Below are 16,691 nucleotides of genomic sequence, written 5' to 3' on the forward strand. Positions count from 1 at the left end.
CTTCTTTCGCCGGGGTGTAAACGGAAAGGGATGTTAAAAAATTGTGTCTTTCAAAAAAGGGAGTTCCGTTACGGACGAACGTCCGAACAGAACTCCCTTTGGGGTTTATAAAAAATCCCGCGTTAAAGCGCTTTCCTCCATTCAGAATTTTCCCGTCAATGGAGAGGGTGACCGGCTACCGTGGCAGAGGACTCGTTCAGGACAGCTTGATCTTCAGATCTGCTCCAAGCTCTTTCAGTTCTTTCTCGTTTTTGATGTCTTCATCAGTTTTCTTTCCGGTGATAGCACTGTATGCTTCTTTAATACCATTTTTCACTGCCCACTTGATAACAAAATACAGCGCAATTAAAACAACGATTGCGGTTCCACCGCTGATTCCTAGTTCATTCCACATAATAATATCAATGCCTCCGATTTCATAAATTCCGAGTTGTCGTTCTCAGTATACCATAATTTCTCTCTGCGGAAAAGATACCAGGAAACAAAAAATGGCCCCGGAGGGCTTGTTGCAGCTCTCCGGGGCCACTTTATGTGCGTGTGTGACTTGGCGCACACGACCGGCGTTTTACTCGATCTCGATCAGGTTCGGGTTCTCAGGCAAAGCCTTCGTCTGCTGAGGAGCAGGCAGCTCGACGTGCAGGACACCATCCTCGAACTTTGCGTGGATGTCTTCCTTCTTCACATCGCCCACGTAGAAACTGCGTGCACAGGTGCCGGAGAAGGTCTCGCGCCGCAGATAGCGACCATTCTTATCCTTTTCGTCATTGCTGTGGCTGCGGGCTGCCACGCCTTTTTTTCGTTGCCGCCCGGTTTGGCACTTTTCAACGGCCCCGTTCCGTGTTACAATAGGAAAAAACGAAACCGGGTGATTTTTTGGAATTTTATGGTACCATCGGCCCCGCCTGTGCCCAGCTGGAGACCTTGCAACGCATGGTGGAAGCTGGCATGACGGGCATCCGCATGAACCTTTCCCACGGGCCCCTTTCGGCCCACAAAGACTGGCTGGATATCATCCACGCCGTGGGCATCCCCCAGCTGCTCATCGACCTGCAGGGGCCGGAGCTGCGCATTGGCACGCTGCCCCAGCCCCTTGTGCTGGAACCAGGCCAAAGCCTCCGGCTGGGGCAAGGGGGTGTCCCCTGCCCGGCGGCGCTGGTGCATGCAGCCCGGCCGGGCCAGAACCTCCTGCTGGACGACGGCAGGCTCCTTGTGCAGGTGGCCGAAGCCGATGGCGCTGCCCTGCAGTGTACTGTGGTACGGGGCGGCACCCTGCAAAGCCGCAAAAGCCTTGCGACACCGGGGCTGACGGTGGCCTCCCCCACGTTGACGGAGGAGGACCTGCAAAACCTGCAGCTGGCGGGAGCCTGCGGCGTTACCGGGGTGATGCTGCCCTTCGTGCGGGGGGCTGAGGACATCCGCACCCTGCGCCGGGCGCTGGAACAGGCCGGGGCCGGGCAAATCCGCATTTTTGCCAAGATCGAGAGCCTTGCGGGGGTACAGGCCCTGCCGGAGTTCCTACCCCTTGTGGATGAAGTAGTCATTGCCCGCGGTGACCTTGGCAACGCCATGCCCCTGTGGGAGCTGCCCCGGTGCCAGAAACAGCTTTCGGCAGTCTGCCGGTCTGCCGGGGTGCCCTTTATGGTGGTGACCCAGATGCTGGACAGTATGTGCAGCCGGGCGGTCCCCACCCGCGCCGAGGTCAGCGACATCTACAACGCCGTAGCAGACGGCGCTTCCAGCGTGATGCTCACCGGGGAGACCGCCGCCGGGCAGTACCCGGTGGAGGCCATGGAGTATCTTGTGCGCACTGCCCGCACCGCCTTGGAATAACCCAAAGTCAAAGACACTCGGTCGATTTGTGTTGCCGCATTTAGTCCAGAATTTTTCCGTCAATGGAAATGGTGACCACCTGCCACGGAATGAACTTTCCGCTGGCTTGAAGTGCCTTTTTCGCTGCCATCTCCAGGCCGCCGCAGCAGGGCACCTCCATGCGGAGGATGGTCACGCTCTGGATGTCGTTGCTGCGCAGGATCTCGGTGAGCTTTTCGCTGTAATCCACAGCGTCCAGCTTCGGGCAGCCGATGAGGGTCACCTTGCCGCGCATAAACTCCTGATGGAAATTGGCGTAGGCATAGGCCGTGCAGTCCGCTGCAATCAGCAGCTTTGCGCCATCAAAGTAGGGCGCATGGATGGGTGCCAGCTTGATCTGCACCGGCCAGTTGCGCAGGCGGGAAACTGGCTGCACGGGGACAGAAGCTGCGCTTTCGGCAGCCTCCGGCTGTTCCAGCATCCGCATCCGGGAGCCGGGGCAGCCGCCCTCGTGGAGGTGCTTCATCTTCTCCTGCAGCTCCTTTTTCTTTTTGTTCTCCTGCACCGCCGCCTCGTCGTAGGCAGGGGCTTCCCGCTCTTCAAAGGTAATGGCTCCGGTGGGGCAGCCCGGCAGGCAGTCGCCAAAGCCATCGCAGAAATTCTCCCGCACCAGCTTTGCCTTGCCGTTGATGATATCAATGGCACCTTCATGGCAGGCGGTTGCGCACAAGCCGCAGCCGTTGCATTTTTCTTCGTCAATATGGATGATCTTCCGAATCATATCTATACTCTCCTGTTGTGGGTGTTTTTTGCATTTGCATCCTTATTATAGTATACTAAAGGCAGCTTGTATGTTTGAATTCCAACAAGGAGGGCTTTTATGCAAAAATATCTGCCTGTTCTGCGGAACTGCCCCTTTTTTACCGGGCTTACCGACGATGAGATTCTGTCCATCCTGCACTGCGTCAGTGCGTCGAAGATCACCCGGCCCCGGGGCTCCTACATTTTCCGTGCCGGAGATTCCACGGAGGTCATGGGGCTGGTACTGTCCGGCTCTACCCTTGTGATCCAGGAGGATCTTTGGGGACACCGCAACATCCTGTCCAAGTGCAATACCGGAGATTTTTTCGGGGAGCCTTACGCCGCCACCCCCGGTGCCATCCTGAACATCAGCGTGGTGGCAGAGGAGGATTGCGAAATTCTGCTGCTGAACGTCAAGCGGCTGCTCACCTCCTGCCCCACCGCCTGCGACCATCACCAGAAACTCATCCGCAATCTGGTCAGCGTTCTGGCAAACAAAATACTGCTTTTTAACGATAAGATCACCCATGTCAGCAAGCGAACCACCCGGGAAAAACTGCTGTCCTACCTGTCTGCCGAATCCATCCGGCAGTCCTCCCTTTCCTTTGACATTCCCTTTGACCGTCAGCAGCTGGCGGATTTTCTCTGCGTGGAGCGTGCCGCCATGTCGGTGGAGCTTTCCAAGCTGCAAAGGGAAGGGCTGCTGGTCACCAAACGGAACCATTTTGAGCTGTTGACCCGTTGACCGCTCCATACGCCGCCCGCAGGCAATGTAGTAAAGTTGATCATCGCGTGCCATTATCCTTTATGAATTTCATAATGCAGCAGCCCATTGCAATAATAGCGAACAAAGTGCGCAGACCCAGCGTATCCGCACCCAAAAGACCCTCAAGGAAGCCGCCGACAAGCCATGCTCCCATAGTAAAAACCGTTGCCCATCCGTAGCCCATAGAAATTACTCCTTTGTAGAAATCGCTTTTATTGATTAAATGGAACCAACCCGGTTCACAGGATATATTCCATCTGCCGTTCCTTTGTCCTCATACCCATTTTTTCGTAGAAGTGTTCTGCCGGGGTGTTTCCTGCCCAGATGTTCAGCGTCACCTCATAGCAGCCCTGCTCTTTTGCCTGCTGCTTCACATATTCAAACAGGCTTTCTCCGATGTGCTGTCCCCGTGCCTGCTGGTCAACGCACAAATCGTCGATGAACAGTGACTTAAAGGGCACCATATTTGTGGAAAATGGCTGCTCCTGCATCTGACAGAAGGCATAGCCCATACACACATCATCTTCGTTCACGGCAACATAAATGGGTTTATCTTCCTGCTTCATAAGTTCAGCCAGTTCGCAGACAGTGTATTTGGTAGTACCAGGAATAAAAACATCCGGTCGAATCTCTGCATGGATCTGCAATACCTGCCCCAGCAGCGCAAGAAGTCTGGGAATATCTCTTTCCTCTGCCTTACGGATTTTCATTTCATTTTGCACCTTCCCGGTTTTCAATTTTACGAATTCAGTATACCACACCCAATCCCATTGTAAAAGAGCTTATGTACGCCGCCCGCAGGCGGCCCCCTTTATTCTCCCGGTGATTCTTGAAGCCAGCCTTTGCGCAGATGTTCCAATGCGTGGGTCTCGAGCCTTGAGACATAACTTCTGCTGATCTGGAGCGGCTGTGCCGTTTCCAGCTGGGTCAGGGGCGGCTGACCCGCCAGCCCGTACCGCAGCAGGATCAGCTTGCGCTCCCGGGCGGGATGTCTTTCAATATGACTGCTATGATAGCATAAATCCTGTGCTGTTACCAGAAAAACAAGGAACCACCATCCTGCTCCAACTGCACGTCTCCATTCAGCAAAACGGAGGGCGGCTTTTATACCGTTCTCCGTTATTTGCTCTTATTTTATCTGCGGTGTATCCTTTCGCTGCCGGGTGGATTTCAGATATTCCAGCAGCGTCCGGCTCACCACCGAGCTGGCAGTTTTGGAAAACGCCAGCCCCAGCGTCCGGCAACAGGCAGGCTCCAGCGGACGGGACACCACACCGGGGCAGCCAAATGCCTGCATCACCAGCTCCTGCGAGATGGTCACGCCCAGCCCGCTGCGCACGAACGCCATGATGAGGGTATCGTCCCGGAAGCTGTAAGAAATATTCGGCTTCACCGGGCATTTGAGCATCAGGTGCTGGATGTCATTATCACAGCCGGGCGTTTCAATGATGAGCGGATACTGAAACAGCTGCGACAGCGTTACGCTGGGTCGTGCAGCCAGTGGATGCCCCTCCGGGAACACGGCACACAACGGGTCGTCCCAGAGCGGGTAGAATTTCAGGTCGTCTGCCACAATGGATGAGAGAAAACCGCAATCCACCTGCCCATGGATGATCCATTCCCGGATCTCATCATAGTTGCCGTCCAGGATCTCTATACTCACCTTCGGGTAGTTCTCCTTGAAATAGTGCACCACTTCCGGCATCCAGAGCGTTGTGATGCTGGAAAAGCTGCCCACCCGCAGCTTGCCCTCCACCTTGTGGTTGATATTGAACGCAGCCTGCCGCAGCCGGTTCTTCTGGTTGGCCAGTTCCCGGACGTAGGGCAAAAGACGTGTCCCGTTGTCGGTCAGGGTCACGCCCCGGTTGATGCGGGCGAACAGCTTCACGCCCAGTTCTTCTTCCAACCCCGCCATCATCTGGCTGATGCCGGATTGGGTATAGTTCAGTGCCTCCGCTGCTTTGGAAAAACTGCCCGTTTCGCACACTTTCAAGAATATCTCGTATCGGTCTTTCTGTTCCCGCATCTCAAGCGCTCCATAAGCAAAATTTATAGGTCGTAGTAATTTTATTCGGTTTACTGATATGATACTCCATGTTATCCTATATTACAATAGGAAATATGGATAGGAGTTTCAGAATCATGGAAAAGAAAGCAAGCAGTTTCTCCGGACAAATCGGATTTGTCCTTGCTGCCGCCGGAAGTGCGGTGGGTGTCGGCAACCTGTGGCGGTTCCCGTACCTTGCCGCAAAAGATGGCGGCGGTTTGTTTTTGCTGGTGTATCTGGTGCTGGTGCTGACCTTCGGTTTCACGTTGCTCACCTCGGATATCGCCATTGGCCGCCGCACCAAGCAGAGTGCCATCCGCGCCTACGAGACAATGCGCCCCAAGTGGAAATTCCTCGGCATCCTGACCTTTCTGGTACCAGTTCTGATTATGACCTACTATGCCGTCATCGGCGGGTGGATCACAAAATATGCGGCAGTCTACCTGACCGGACAGTCTGCTGCCGCTGCTGAGGACGGTTATTTTACCAGCTTCATCACCTCGCCGGTCTCCCCTGTGGTGTTCGCTCTGCTGTTCATGGGCGTGACTGCTTTCATCGTGTACAACGGCGTGGAGGGAGGCATTGAGCGGGTGTCCCGCTACATGATGCCCATTCTGCTGGTTCTGGTGGTGGTGATTGCGGGTTACGCCCTCACCCTGCGCCACGAGGACGCTTCCGGCCAGATGCGCACCGGTCTGGAAGGTCTGCGCTACTACCTGACCCCGCACATGGAAGGGCTGACCGTCAGCCGCTTTTTGCAGATTTTGCTGGATGCCATGAGCCAGCTGTTCTTCTCCCTCAGCGTGTCCATGGGCATTATGATCACCTACGGTTCCTACGTCAAACCGGAAGTAGACCTGAACAAAGCGGTGAATCAGATTGAGATCTTCGATACCGGCGTAGCCCTGCTGGCCGGTGCCATGATCATCCCCGCCGTGTATGTTTTCTCTGGCACCGAGGGCATGAGCGCAGGCCCCAGCCTGATGTTCGTCTCGCTGCCCAAGGTATTCAACGCCATGGGCAAGGCGGGCGTGTTCGTTGGCATCCTGTTCTTTGTCACTGCCATTTTTGCCACCCTGACCTCCTGCATCTCGGTGCTGGAATCCATCACCGCCAACTGCATGGAGATCTTCCACTCGGGCCGCAAAAAGACGGTGCTTGTGCTGGCGGTCATCTATCTGGCCGCTTCCGCCATCATTGCGCTGGGTTACAGCATCTTCTATTTTGAAGTACAGCTCCCCAACGGATCGGTGGGTCAGCTGTTGGATATCATGGACTACATCAGCAACAGCGTCATGATGCCTTTCATTGCCCTGCTGTCTACCATCCTGATTGGCTGGGTCATGACACCGGATTACGTCATTGACGAGATGCAGCGCAACGGCGAGACCTTCCGCCGCAAGAAACTCTACCGGGTGATGATCCGATACGTTGCTCCGGTGATGATGCTGGTGCTGTTTTTGCAGTCCACCGGGATCCTTGCTTAAGCCGAAAATCCCCCACTGGCTTTTGGGAAACCGGACGAGCAAAAAGTGATTTACCCCGACACGCTCGGTTCCGTTATCATCTGATCCACGCCATTGAGGGTGCGTATAAGTATCGGAAAGACTGATGATACCAGTTTTAGCGGATGGTTCTGCGGAGCCATCCGTTTTTTCTTATTCAGATCGCATTTTTTCTGTTTTCTCTTGACGATGCCCCGCCAATGGAGTAGGATGGTGCTGCAAAAACGAATTGCAAAAGAGGAGATTCAAATGCAAATCAGCCTTTTATTGATGCAGCAGATCGCGCAGCTGTTTCTGATTCTGCTGATGGGATATGCCGTTGTGAAAACCGGTCTGTTGAAGGCATCGGACAGTAAGGTGCTGTCTGTGGTCTTTGTCTATCTGGTCATGCCCTGTGTCGTTCTGAACGCCTTTCAGATCAAGGATACACCGGAGATCCGCACCGGGCTGCTTTATTCCATGGGCATCGCCGTTGGAATGCACGTTGTATTTCTGCTTCTGAATGCGCTGTTCCGCAAAGCTCTCAAGCTGGACGCCGTGGAGCAGGTCAATATCATTTACAGCAATGCCGCCGCCTGTGCAACAGTCACCTCCATGGCACAGCTCTATGACCGGGATGCTTCTCATTCCAGTGCGATCTATGTCCTGAGCACGCTGCTTTCCATCCTGACCATGCCGCTGATGATCGGGTTGTTTGAGCTGTTGCTCTGAAATACGGAAAAAGGCCGTCCGGCACCGTAGCAGGGCAGCCTTTACAACTACAAGGATGTGTCTCTATGAAACTACTCAAACAATTCATTCAGCAGGAAACGGTCCTCACCGCAGCCGCTGTGCTGGCCGTTGTCTCCGCCTTCTTTGTTCCACCGGATGTGCAGTATCTCGGCTACATCGACCTGCGCACGCTGGCGATCCTGTTTTCCCTGATGACGGTCATGGCCGGGCTGCGGCGGCAGGGCTTTTTTGATGGACTGGGCCGGGCATTGCTGTCCCGCACCCACAGCACCTTTCAGCTGACACTGGTACTGGTCGGGCTGTGCTTTTTCGGAAGCATGTTCATCACCAACGATGTTTCCCTGCTGACCTTCGTTCCCTTTACGTTCGTGGTACTGAGCCGTTTGGGAGCGGATGTCCGCCGCTCCCTTCTGGTCCCGGTGGTCTGTATGCAGACCATTGCGGCAAACCTTGGCAGTATGCTGACCCCCATCGGCAACCCGCAGAACCTCTATCTTTACGGAAAAAGCGGCATGAGCATCGGGGGATTTGTGCTTCTTATGCTGCCCTACACCCTAGTCTCTCTGTTCCTGCTGCTGGCTTGGGCAGCAATGGTCTGCCGGAAAGCCTCTGCCGCCCTCTCCGTGGACGAGCTTGTTTCTTCCTCTGCGTCTCAGGGGGATCAGAAGATCATCCTGCTGTATCTGGTGTTGTTTGCCGTTTGCCTGCTGTCCGTGATCCGGGTGCTGCCCTATGGCATTGCCTTTGCCGCTGTACTCGTCTGCGTTCTTTTTGCAGACCCGCACACCTTACGGGCAGTGGACTATTCCCTGCTTTTGACCTTTGTGGCTTTTTTCATCTTCATTGGCAATCTGGGGCGCATTCCGGCCTTTTCCGGCTGGCTGCAGGAGTTTCTGACCGGCCGGGAAGTGCTGGTGGCAGTTCTTGCTTCGCAGGTCACCAGTAATGTTCCCGCCGCCCTGCTGCTGTCCGGGTTCACGGCAGAGACACAAGCCCTCATCATCGGCACCAATCTGGGAGGTCTTGGCACTTTGATCGCATCCATGGCCAGTCTTATCTCCTACCGGCAGATTACACGGGAGCTGCCACAGGGAAAGAAGCAGTATTTTGGGCTGTTCACCCTGTCCAACCTGATTTTCCTTGCGATCCTGCTGGGTGTGTGGTTTTTGCTCCGCTGAGCGTGGCAGATGACTTATGGATTTTCTATACCCTTTTTGTACCCGCAGTCGCAGTAGGGTCCGCCGGAGGCAAGGGTGTACTGCCGCACAAAGTTCGTCACACCGCCTGCTTCGCTCATGGTGTAGTCCAGACGGCACAGGGCGGGGGTCAGGTCGTACAGACCCAGTACCTTCATCAGCACACACATCCCAAAGGGCATCCCTGCGTATTTCATTGTCTGTCTCCAAATCCGATCTTCACGATCTGCATTTTCATCCCGTTGTCCCCGACCCTTGCAAGAAACCGAAAAAAGCCGCTGACAGAAGGATCTTTCAAATCGTTGTACCCCAGCATATAGCCCCGGCTGGACACTTGCAAACGGCTGTCCCATGGGGAAAGCTCGCTTTTCGCATCCGAAACCGCGAAATATGCTCCCACATCCTTGATTTTTGCCGTCCTGAGCCACGTTTTGGCGATCATCTTCACCGCCGTGCGGTTGGCGGCATCAAAGACCAGCACTCCGCCGGGGAAAGCCTCCGCCATCCCCTGCACCAGATCCCGGACCTGCTGGGTCAGGAAGTAATAGAACACCCCGGAGGCAAAGAACACCGCCCCGCCGGAGGCATCGATCTTGTCAAACCATGCGGGGTCTTTCAGGTTGCAGGGGATGTTTTGCTCCCGCTCCCCGGCGGGCAGCAGCTGCTGCCGCAAGGCGATCACATCCGGGAAATCCAGATTGTAGATCTTGCATCTGCCATTGTCGCAGGCTCTGCCGGTGTTATCCAGCCCGCAGCCCAGATTGACCACTGCCGCACAGGGGTGTGTTTTCAGGTATGCCTGCACCTCAAAGGCAAGGTCATTCTGCCGCATAGCGACCTCCAGCGCACCGAAGCGCTGCATCAGGCTGCGGGAATTCTTCTCTGCCTCTGAAAAGTCGTAGTCGATTTCATCGATCAGGCGCACCGCTGTTTCGTCCCGATAAAGGTTTGGGTACAGTTCGGTACACAGCTTCCGGGAATACAACGGGAGGATCAGCGTCTCCTGCACGGTGTTTTTCTCGATTTTGTATTTCATAGGTTCCTTCCTGTTCTCCTTATTCTGCTTTCCGGCAGACAAACCATGCCATGCTCTTCACTATTCCAAATGTTACGGTTGCACTGCTTCACCGCTTTTGCGCCGTAACGCACAGCCAGCCCTTTTTATTTTTGTGGCTTTGGATCTGACAAAATCCTGCTTGTTCCAGATACTCTTTCAATGCAGTATCCGTATAGATGGTCATGCCGCCGATGATCTCCGTCCACTTCTTGTCCTTGTCCGTATCGCCGTTCGCTTCGTTACAGATGAAAAAGATTCCGCCTGGCTTCAGCACTCGATAAACCTCTCGGAAATTCTGCGCAAGCTCCGGCCAGAAATAGACCGTTTCAAAGGCGGTCACCACATCAAACTGCTCCACTTCAAACGGCAGCTCTGCCACACTTGCCTGCTGCACGTTGCATCGTCCTGCCGCAATGGCTCTGGCATTGACTTTTCGCGCTTTTTCCACGCTGACGGCTGAGTAGTCGATGCCCTGCACCTTGCCGTTGGGGCACAGTTTCAACAGCGTTTTAATGTTCGCTCCACCGCCGCAGCCGCAGTCCAGCACCATGGCATCCGGGGCAGGCTGTAAAAAGCGCAGCCCCCATTCTGCCATTGCGCTGTGTCCAAAATTCATCATAGCAACCATGATCTTCCCGCCAAAGCCTACGGGCTTTCGTGTGTTTTCAAAAAAGGACATAACGCCACCCTCTTTCTGTTTACCGTTCACAATGCAATACTTTTTACCAGATGCGCCCACTGCACCAGATGACAGGCCAGCAATTCCTCGTGCTGCAAGTTAGGTAAAGCTAACTTTCTGTTCTATAAAAAGCCGCTTTTCAGCGGTCCTTCTGCCAAAATAATACGCCCTGCCGTCTCCTCTGTCAAGAAGTTCAGGCATTTTCGGAGATTCCGAAAAAGATTTCGCCTTCGAGGGTTCCCAACCATCACCCCAGTGCTACGTCCAGCACCATCATCACGCTGAAGCCCACCGCGAAAAATACCGTGCCAACGTTGGAGTGCTGCCCCTGCGACATTTCCGGGATCAGTTCCTCCACCACCACATACAGCATGGCTCCGGCAGCAAAGCTGAGCAGATAGGGCAACGCGGGCACCACGATGCCTGCCGCCAGAATCGTCAGCACTGCCCCGATGGGCTCTACGATGCCGGACAACACGCCGCCCCAGAACGCCCGGCCTTTTTTCATTCCTTCCGCCCGCAGGGGCATGGAGATGATGGCACCCTCCGGGAAGTTCTGGATGGCTATGCCAAGGGAAAGTGCCAGCGCCCCGGCGGCGGTGATCTGAGCAGTTCCGGCAAGGTATCCGGCATAGACTACGCCCACTGCCATGCCCTCCGGGATGTTGTGCAGCGTCACCGCCAGAACCATCATGGTGGTGCGCTGGAGCTGGCTTTTTGGCCCTTCGGCCTGCAAGCTGTTCTGGTGCAGATGCGGGATGAGATGGTCCAGCAGCAGCAAAAACAGGATCCCCAGCCAGAAACCCACCGCCGCCGGAAAAAATGCCAGCCTGCCCAGATCCACGGCCTGCTCCATGGCCGGGATCAGCAAGCTCCATACCGATGCCGCCACCATCACTCCGGCGGCAAATCCGGTGAGGGCACGCTGGATGCCGTCACGCAGAGAGTTTTTCAAAAAGAACACACAGCCCGCCCCAAGACTTGTGCCCAGAAAGGGGATCAAAATCCCCCAGAATGCGTCTTGTATCATGTAGTACCTCCTTGCGGTTAAATATAGCTAACCGTACAAGCAGTATACTGCGCTCCGGCAAAAAGGTCAAGGGCTTTGCGGTATAGAGGATGCAGGTCGTTTCCTGCATCGAAAAATTCACCTCTGCAAACTTTCCGGTTTCTACTTGACAACGCCCGGTGGGAGTGCTATTTATATTTCGTAAATTTGTTTCGCCTAACCATCTGAGGCGCTTTGCCTCTGCATTTTTTGCACCAATTGTTAGGTGAAGCTAACTGTTTTTTCAAAACTGAGATAGAGGTGTGTTACTATGAGATTGAAAAAAGTATTTGCAGGTGCACTTGCGGCCGCTATGCTGGTATGCGCTGTGGCAGTCCCGGCCTTCGCTGCGGAAGAGGTGGAACAGGAAAACTGCCTGACCTCCAGCTATGTCCAGATGAACATCCCCTACGCCGACTTCTACAAGGCTGCCGGTGTGGACAACGCATCTGAGATCGACGCTGTGACCAGCGCTACCAAGAATAAGACCCGTGCGGGCAAGCTTGCCGCCGGTTCCTACCACGTCAACGCAGATGGCACCGACATCACCGGCGTTTCCTTCCCGGTCAAGGTGCTGACCCCGTGGGCGCTGGAGAACGCAAAGCAGGTCACCGATGCCGACAGCTACGACATTACCGTTACCCTGAAGGGCAAGGAATCCACCACCACCTACACCGGCGCAGATGCCTTGTTTGAGAACGAGAGCTACGCTTACTACAAGCTCAGTGAGACCCCTGCCTACTACATCACCGCATGGTATAACCTGCTGAGCGGCAAGTGGGAGTTTGGCAAGGTCAACGCCACCGAGACCACCGTAGAGGGCACCACTGTGGAGCTGAATACCAACGGTCACCACACCACCTACGAAATGAAGATCTCCGGTTTTGATCTGGACTACAAGGCCAACAAGGTCTACGGCGTAGTTCTGACCACCGCCGATGGCAGTGAGTACGGCCTGCATCATGTGACCAACATCTGGCATGGTACCAAGCTGGGCTTCAATGCCGATGATCCTTACTTTGCATCCATCATCGGCAAGACGATTACTCAGATCACCTTCTACGCCGCCGACGGCGTGTATGTCCTGCCGGTCAACGTGGCGCTGTGAGTTTGCGGAAGGCTGCCTAATTTATTGTAAAATATAACACAAAAGGGTCCATCCAACTGCGGGATGGACCCTTTTTATTCGCCTTCCGGCTCCTTGCAGACATCCACCCAGCCTTCGGCTCCGGCGGCTGCTTCCAGCTCCTGCAAGGTCAATTTGACGGCGGTGTGGCCGTTGCCCGCTGCCGGGTAGACGGTATCAAACTTGCGCAGGCTCTCGTCCAGATAGACCGCCACGCCCTCGTTCACCCCAAAGGGGCACACACCGCCGGGTGCATGACCCACATAGGCCTCCACCTCATCGTAGGGGATCATTTTGGCCTTGATGTGGAACAGGCTCTTGTACTTGTGGTTGTCCAGCTTTGCCGTGCCCTCGGTGACGATGAGCACCGGCTTTTCGCCCTGCAGAACCGACAGCGTTTTGGCGATGCTGGCAGGCATGAAATCATTGAACGGTATCGCCCCGGCGAAGACGACCCCCATTTGAAAGTGTTGCAAGCCGCCCATATCAGTGATGATGAATATTTCAGCCACATGGTTCTGGATGACCTCAGCCTCATTATCCGGGATATTCGAGAAGCCCATAAAAAGGACGGTGAGAGTGCACCCCAGACCGCTGTTGCATGGTTTGTTGGCTTCCATGTAGTAGCGGTTCGTGCTGTGGTTATTCAGTTGATATTGTATAAAGCGATAAACTGTAAGCTATCAATCGCCACTTAGGCGTGTTTTCCCAATAACAATGTAAAACAACGGTATCATTATAATCATTGCTACTATGATATGTACATATATGAAACTTTGTGTTCCTGTAACAAGAAACAAACTTGTTATTGTATAATTCCATAACCAATGAAATCCTGTGGGCATCCAAATACTCTTTGTAGTGTAAAACATTTCATTGGCAAATATTCCATATAGAAAAGGAAAAATAAACATTACCAGAACAGAAATATTATCGGTATTAAAAATATGTGGTAGTGTAAAAATAAGTGCAGCTATTACGCAACTCAAATACTTATTTTTACATTTTTGCAGCAACAGCCCAAAAATAATTCCTCTAAAAATAACTTCTTCAATAAAGGACACGAAAAAGTAAAATATGAATTTCCCTTTATGATTCATCAACAGTGATAAAAAATCAGTGTCTTGAAGAATTATATTTGATTTGACTGATGAATAAACTATAAACAATACAATGATTGGCATTATAGCTCCAACTGCAAAATTCAGAAAATCTATTTTTCTAAAATATAACCCTATGCTTTTTAACATAACGCACCTTTTAACCTCTGATTTGTCATAATCCTGACACCATACTATTATGAATAAATTATCTCATGTAAAACAATTTCTTCTGCCCGATTGTGGATATTATTGCACCGCCGCACCCATTCCATTTGACGGGTACACTTTAATTCCTCGGTTACGCCCTCGGCAATTTTCATCTGCTCCATGATGGTGTCTAACCGTTCCTGTGCCTGTTCGTTCAGGTCTGAAAGATATATCCATAACTCCCCAGTCAAGGTCAATGTGTTCAATCGGGCTGGATGGATTTTCCTTAAATATTCCCGATGCAGCCGTCCATACTTTCCAATGGGGCGGTGTTCTTTCGGCAGTTTCAGGTCTGGGATGTAGTAATCTCCAACAAGGATATAATCAATTCCATTTTCCGTTATTCTTGGTTTCAATTCGCTCATATTTTAATTTCCTCATTCTGGCTCATTTTTTTGCAAGTCTGGCTCTCCAGAAATATTGGTAAATCTTTGGTAAATTTGAGACTGAAGCACAAAAAACGCTTAAAAACGGGGCTTATGAGACGATATGAGACTTTTCATCATGCCCGGTAAATCCTGCCATGGCAAACAAACAAGATCTTCTTCATCTTACTCTCCCAGCACCTCGCCCAGTGCCAGAACAGCGTTGCGGACGCACTCCGGGCACGGGCACAGCGGTGCGCCGTTCTCTATCCCCTTCAGATCCTTGCAGATGGTAGCACCGCACTTTTCCTGAAAGTTTTGCAGCAGTTCCTTGGAAATGCGGGGTGTGCCCTTGCCGTCGGTGACGATGCCCGCCACCATCACAGCGCCGATCAGTGCGCCGCAGGTGCTCTCCATGCAGCCCATGCCGGCGGCATAGCCTGCGCCCAGCTTCATCAGGGTGTCGGCATCCACCGGCAGCTTGTCCTCAAATGCCTTCAGCACCGCCTGTGCACAGTTGCACTGTCCAGTAGCTTTCCATGCGGCAGCCTGTGCCGCCCGTTCTTCGATGTTCATTTTACAGTCCTCTTTCTTTGATGAATCGTAGTTTATTCGACATTATCATAAAATTCCTGTAACACTGTTGCCAATTCCTCCGGAGATTCTATGTTTACTTCATGACCTGCTTTCAGAAGTTCATGGAAGTGGGAATCGCTCAAATAACTGGCAAGTTCCTTTGAGGCTTTTTTGTTTGCGTTGTCCTTTTCTCCACAAACGATCAATGCCGGACAGGACACCTTACATAATGAATCCCTGAAATCCAATTCCGTCATCGTACCGCACAAACTGATCACATCGGCTTTTTTGAGGCCAAATTGCTTGAACATTGTATTCGGCATAAAGCGAAACAGCATATTCTGGAACTTCAATAGCTTTTCAGGCATTTTATATTGTGCTGCAATTAGCACCAGTGCCTTTACTTTATTCGGATGGTCTATCGCATAATTAAGTGCCAGAACAGCACCCAAGGAAAGCCCGCACAAGACGATTTCATCATGTTCCTTATCACACTCTCCTGAGAATGCAGCATACAGTTCCCCATAAGTGGCCGCTTTGTCCTTCAGCATCTCTGCCAAACTCAAGCAGACGCTGCTGTCCGAGACCTTCGTTTCTTTTATTACTCTGTCCCAACTGTCTGGTTTTTGTCCCAACCCATGCAAGTATAAAAACTTCATCTAATTTCCGCTCTCCTTCACACGTCCCGCTTCCTTTCCAGCGCTTCAAAGTGATACCGTGGCTTTCCCCTGCTCTTTTTGCCGTACTCGATGGCCTCTTTGGGGCAGTAGCAGATGCACGCCATGCAGTGGGTGCAGTTCTTGCCCCAGACCGGTTTGCTGTTTTTCAGACGGATGTTGTTCAGGGGGCACAGCTCCACGCACTTACCGCAGCCGATGCAGGCATCCGTTGCCCGGAAGGCATCGGCTTTTACAAAGAAGCGATAGAACACCGGGTTTATCGGGCCGCTCATAAAACGGTCGTAAAGGTTCTCTCTCGGCGGAGAAAACTCCTGCCCGGCCTTGAGCTGCGCCAGCACCTTCTGAAGTTCAGGCTCTGCCTGCTCCACGATACTCCGGGCCTGCTCCTTCCGGGGCGCATTGAACATGGCAATGTAGTTTTCCGGCATGATGATCTGGGCTGTGCCCATGTACTGCAGCTGCTTTTGCACCGCAAGCTGCCGGTTATAGCCTGCCGCATTGCCAATTTCGCTGCCGCAGTCCATCACAAACCAGATGCGCTCCGCCCCGGTCAGCGCGGTCTTGCCCAGCCACTCTGACACCACCCGGGGGATGCGCCATGCGTAGGTAGGCGTGACCAGCACCACATTCCGCCCGGTCTGCACCGGGGCAGTATCCCCTGCCTTGATGCAGGCGTTCAGGTCGTAAAGCGGCATCCCCAGCCCCTCGGCAATGCGCCGCGCCAGATACCGGCTGTTGCCGGTTCCCGTAAAATAAAGTACCATGGCTGCTCCTTCGTTTTTTGTGTGGTTTTCAGTTGCCTGTCCGCCCGACAAGCTGGATTTTTTCACTTCTTCGCCTTAGGCGCAATAAGTAGCATGACTGTCACAAGAATATATAAACCATACAGTAACCAAGTAATAGTATTGTTCCAAGGAAAGCTCATTTCTGGATGGTTCAATGCAAACACTATAAATGCAATAGCTATAATCAGCATTATTAAACCGAGAATCCT

Annotated in this window: 21 protein-coding genes and 3 pseudogenes; 7 read left to right on the forward strand and 17 right to left on the reverse strand. The window is 53.1% G+C overall.

From position 1 onward, the window contains the following. Positions 1–196: 196 nt before the first annotated feature. Together D3F01_RS01935 and D3F01_RS01940 are read right to left on the reverse strand one after the other, a co-directional pair. On the reverse strand, positions 197–394 hold the full coding sequence (locus D3F01_RS01935; RefSeq protein WP_117503832.1) for a DUF6019 family protein: 198 nt from the start codon (positions 392–394) through the stop codon (positions 197–199). Between the two features lie 171 nt (positions 395–565). Continuing rightward, positions 566–778: pseudogene (locus D3F01_RS01940) on the reverse strand (Hsp20 family protein); the annotation flags it as partial. A 95-nt stretch (positions 779–873) separates the two neighbouring features. Here D3F01_RS01940 and D3F01_RS01945 point away from each other — a divergent pair. Beyond that, positions 874–1,830 carry a pyruvate kinase gene (locus tag D3F01_RS01945; protein WP_242885737.1) on the forward strand — a complete coding sequence of 319 codons (957 nt, stop codon included), beginning with the start codon at positions 874–876 and terminating at the stop codon, positions 1,828–1,830. A gap of 40 nt (positions 1,831–1,870) precedes the next feature. On the opposite strand, the gene D3F01_RS01950 is transcribed toward D3F01_RS01945, so the two are convergent. Then, positions 1,871–2,590: a 4Fe-4S binding protein gene (locus D3F01_RS01950; protein ID WP_242885739.1), complete on the reverse strand. Its 720-nt coding sequence runs from the start codon at positions 2,588–2,590 to the stop codon at positions 1,871–1,873. Between the two features lie 99 nt (positions 2,591–2,689). Between D3F01_RS01950 and D3F01_RS01955 the strand changes: the two genes are divergently transcribed. Next, on the forward strand, positions 2,690–3,355 hold the full coding sequence (locus D3F01_RS01955; protein ID WP_186850595.1) for a Crp/Fnr family transcriptional regulator: 666 nt from the start codon (positions 2,690–2,692) through the stop codon (positions 3,353–3,355). A gap of 40 nt (positions 3,356–3,395) precedes the next feature. Here the strand turns inward: D3F01_RS01955 and D3F01_RS01960 are convergent, their stop codons facing one another. The 4 genes from D3F01_RS01960 to D3F01_RS01975 form a co-directional block, all read right to left on the reverse strand. Then, the gene (locus tag D3F01_RS01960; protein WP_186850594.1) at positions 3,396–3,560 is read right to left on the reverse strand and encodes a hypothetical protein; all 165 of its coding nucleotides are present in this window, start codon (positions 3,558–3,560) and stop codon (positions 3,396–3,398) included. 55 nt (positions 3,561–3,615) lie between these two features. Beyond that, positions 3,616–4,086, reverse strand: a complete 471-nt coding sequence (locus tag D3F01_RS01965; RefSeq protein ID WP_242885741.1) for a GNAT family N-acetyltransferase — start codon at positions 4,084–4,086, stop codon at positions 3,616–3,618. A gap of 101 nt (positions 4,087–4,187) precedes the next feature. Further along, entirely contained in the window at positions 4,188–4,499 is a 312-nt protein-coding gene (locus D3F01_RS15900; RefSeq protein ID WP_186850816.1) for a sigma factor-like helix-turn-helix DNA-binding protein, read from the reverse strand. Between the two features lie 6 nt (positions 4,500–4,505). Further along, complete coding sequence (locus tag D3F01_RS01975; RefSeq protein ID WP_117477517.1) at positions 4,506–5,402, reverse strand: LysR family transcriptional regulator; 897 nt, start codon at positions 5,400–5,402, stop codon at positions 4,506–4,508. 116 nt (positions 5,403–5,518) lie between these two features. Between D3F01_RS01975 and D3F01_RS01980 the strand changes: the two genes are divergently transcribed. The 3 genes from D3F01_RS01980 to D3F01_RS01990 all read left to right on the forward strand — a co-directional run bounded on the left by D3F01_RS01980 (position 5,519) and on the right by D3F01_RS01990 (position 8,838). Beyond that, entirely contained in the window at positions 5,519–6,910 is a 1,392-nt protein-coding gene (locus tag D3F01_RS01980; protein ID WP_242885743.1) for a sodium-dependent transporter, read from the forward strand. 267 nt (positions 6,911–7,177) lie between these two features. After that, positions 7,178–7,639: an AEC family transporter gene (locus D3F01_RS01985; protein WP_117533027.1), complete on the forward strand. Its 462-nt coding sequence runs from the start codon at positions 7,178–7,180 to the stop codon at positions 7,637–7,639. Between the two features lie 65 nt (positions 7,640–7,704). Beyond that, positions 7,705–8,838 (forward strand): SLC13 family permease, encoded by a 1,134-nt coding sequence (locus D3F01_RS01990; RefSeq protein ID WP_242885745.1) that lies wholly within the window; start codon positions 7,705–7,707, stop codon positions 8,836–8,838. Between the two features lie 14 nt (positions 8,839–8,852). On the opposite strand, the pseudogene D3F01_RS01995 reads toward D3F01_RS01990, so the two are convergent. The 4 genes and pseudogenes from D3F01_RS01995 to D3F01_RS02010 form a co-directional block, all read right to left on the reverse strand. Beyond that, a pseudogene (locus D3F01_RS01995) lies at positions 8,853–9,029 on the reverse strand (L-2-amino-thiazoline-4-carboxylic acid hydrolase); the annotation flags it as partial. A 20-nt stretch (positions 9,030–9,049) separates the two neighbouring features. Further along, positions 9,050–9,892 carry a class I SAM-dependent methyltransferase gene (locus D3F01_RS02000; RefSeq protein ID WP_242885750.1) on the reverse strand — a complete coding sequence of 281 codons (843 nt, stop codon included), beginning with the start codon at positions 9,890–9,892 and terminating at the stop codon, positions 9,050–9,052. Positions 9,893–9,980: 88 nt separating this feature from the next. After that, a complete protein-coding gene (locus D3F01_RS02005) occupies positions 9,981–10,592 on the reverse strand; it encodes a class I SAM-dependent methyltransferase (RefSeq protein ID WP_242885752.1) in 612 nt (203 codons plus the stop codon). Positions 10,593–10,839: 247 nt separating this feature from the next. After that, complete coding sequence (locus D3F01_RS02010; RefSeq protein WP_156068811.1) at positions 10,840–11,622, reverse strand: ZIP family metal transporter; 783 nt, start codon at positions 11,620–11,622, stop codon at positions 10,840–10,842. A gap of 289 nt (positions 11,623–11,911) precedes the next feature. Between D3F01_RS02010 and D3F01_RS02015 the strand changes: the two genes are divergently transcribed. Further along, positions 11,912–12,748, forward strand: coding sequence for a hypothetical protein (locus D3F01_RS02015; RefSeq protein WP_242885754.1), 837 nt, complete (start codon positions 11,912–11,914; stop codon positions 12,746–12,748). Between the two features lie 74 nt (positions 12,749–12,822). Here D3F01_RS02015 and D3F01_RS02020 read toward each other — a convergent pair whose 3' ends face one another. Next, entirely contained in the window at positions 12,823–13,251 is a 429-nt protein-coding gene (locus tag D3F01_RS02020) for a YbaK/EbsC family protein (RefSeq protein WP_156182595.1), read from the reverse strand. On the opposite strand from D3F01_RS02020, the pseudogene D3F01_RS02025 reads away from it, so the two are divergent. After that, positions 13,180–13,368: pseudogene (locus tag D3F01_RS02025) on the forward strand (transcriptional regulator); the annotation flags it as partial. The gene D3F01_RS02020 and the pseudogene D3F01_RS02025 overlap by 72 nt on opposite strands. Before the next feature lie 81 nt (positions 13,369–13,449). Here D3F01_RS02025 and D3F01_RS02030 read toward each other — a convergent pair. The 5 genes from D3F01_RS02030 to D3F01_RS02050 all read right to left on the reverse strand — a co-directional run bounded on the left by D3F01_RS02030 (position 13,450) and on the right by D3F01_RS02050 (position 16,461). Beyond that, a complete protein-coding gene (locus D3F01_RS02030; protein WP_118265302.1) occupies positions 13,450–14,016 on the reverse strand; it encodes a CPBP family intramembrane glutamic endopeptidase in 567 nt (188 codons plus the stop codon). 47 nt (positions 14,017–14,063) lie between these two features. Then, positions 14,064–14,441: a TnpV protein gene (locus D3F01_RS02035; protein WP_242885755.1), complete on the reverse strand. Its 378-nt coding sequence runs from the start codon at positions 14,439–14,441 to the stop codon at positions 14,064–14,066. Positions 14,442–14,627: 186 nt separating this feature from the next. Further along, positions 14,628–15,017 carry a C-GCAxxG-C-C family protein gene (locus tag D3F01_RS02040; RefSeq protein WP_005934047.1) on the reverse strand — a complete coding sequence of 130 codons (390 nt, stop codon included), beginning with the start codon at positions 15,015–15,017 and terminating at the stop codon, positions 14,628–14,630. A gap of 32 nt (positions 15,018–15,049) precedes the next feature. Then, a complete protein-coding gene (locus tag D3F01_RS02045) occupies positions 15,050–15,676 on the reverse strand; it encodes an alpha/beta hydrolase (RefSeq protein WP_242885756.1) in 627 nt (208 codons plus the stop codon). A gap of 17 nt (positions 15,677–15,693) precedes the next feature. Further along, the gene (locus tag D3F01_RS02050) at positions 15,694–16,461 is read right to left on the reverse strand and encodes an EFR1 family ferrodoxin (RefSeq protein WP_242885757.1); all 768 of its coding nucleotides are present in this window, start codon (positions 16,459–16,461) and stop codon (positions 15,694–15,696) included. Positions 16,462–16,691: the final 230 nt, after the last annotated feature.

It is taken from the genome of Faecalibacterium sp. BCRC 81149, from assembly GCF_022750605.1.
Classification (GTDB): Bacteria; Bacillota; Clostridia; order Oscillospirales; family Ruminococcaceae; genus Faecalibacterium; species Faecalibacterium duncaniae.

Excerpts from the sequence above, each read along its gene's own strand:
- D3F01_RS01980 (WP_242885743.1), top strand. The coding sequence starts at position 5,519 with ATGGAAAAGAAAGCAAGCAGTTTCTCCGGACAAATCGGATTTGTCCTT.
- D3F01_RS02030 (WP_118265302.1), bottom strand. The coding sequence starts at position 14,016 with ATGTTAAAAAGCATAGGGTTATATTTTAGAAAAATAGATTTTCTGAAT.
- D3F01_RS02035 (WP_242885755.1), bottom strand. The coding sequence starts at position 14,441 with ATGAGCGAATTGAAACCAAGAATAACGGAAAATGGAATTGATTATATC.
- D3F01_RS01955 (WP_186850595.1), top strand. The coding sequence starts at position 2,690 with ATGCAAAAATATCTGCCTGTTCTGCGGAACTGCCCCTTTTTTACCGGG.
- D3F01_RS01960 (WP_186850594.1), bottom strand. The coding sequence starts at position 3,560 with ATGGGCTACGGATGGGCAACGGTTTTTACTATGGGAGCATGGCTTGTC.
- D3F01_RS02045 (WP_242885756.1), bottom strand. The coding sequence starts at position 15,676 with ATGAAGTTTTTATACTTGCATGGGTTGGGACAAAAACCAGACAGTTGG.
- D3F01_RS02005 (WP_242885752.1), bottom strand. The coding sequence starts at position 10,592 with ATGTCCTTTTTTGAAAACACACGAAAGCCCGTAGGCTTTGGCGGGAAG.
- D3F01_RS02040 (WP_005934047.1), bottom strand. The coding sequence starts at position 15,017 with ATGAACATCGAAGAACGGGCGGCACAGGCTGCCGCATGGAAAGCTACT.
- D3F01_RS02010 (WP_156068811.1), bottom strand. The coding sequence starts at position 11,622 with ATGATACAAGACGCATTCTGGGGGATTTTGATCCCCTTTCTGGGCACA.
- D3F01_RS02050 (WP_242885757.1), bottom strand. The coding sequence starts at position 16,461 with ATGGTACTTTATTTTACGGGAACCGGCAACAGCCGGTATCTGGCGCGG.
- D3F01_RS01975 (WP_117477517.1), bottom strand. The coding sequence starts at position 5,402 with ATGCGGGAACAGAAAGACCGATACGAGATATTCTTGAAAGTGTGCGAA.
- D3F01_RS02000 (WP_242885750.1), bottom strand. The coding sequence starts at position 9,892 with ATGAAATACAAAATCGAGAAAAACACCGTGCAGGAGACGCTGATCCTC.
- D3F01_RS01985 (WP_117533027.1), top strand. The coding sequence starts at position 7,178 with ATGCAAATCAGCCTTTTATTGATGCAGCAGATCGCGCAGCTGTTTCTG.
- D3F01_RS01950 (WP_242885739.1), bottom strand. The coding sequence starts at position 2,590 with ATGATTCGGAAGATCATCCATATTGACGAAGAAAAATGCAACGGCTGC.
- D3F01_RS01990 (WP_242885745.1), top strand. The coding sequence starts at position 7,705 with ATGAAACTACTCAAACAATTCATTCAGCAGGAAACGGTCCTCACCGCA.
- D3F01_RS01935 (WP_117503832.1), bottom strand. The coding sequence starts at position 394 with ATGTGGAATGAACTAGGAATCAGCGGTGGAACCGCAATCGTTGTTTTA.
- D3F01_RS01965 (WP_242885741.1), bottom strand. The coding sequence starts at position 4,086 with ATGAAAATCCGTAAGGCAGAGGAAAGAGATATTCCCAGACTTCTTGCG.
- D3F01_RS02020 (WP_156182595.1), bottom strand. The coding sequence starts at position 13,251 with ATGGGCGGCTTGCAACACTTTCAAATGGGGGTCGTCTTCGCCGGGGCG.
- D3F01_RS02015 (WP_242885754.1), top strand. The coding sequence starts at position 11,912 with ATGAGATTGAAAAAAGTATTTGCAGGTGCACTTGCGGCCGCTATGCTG.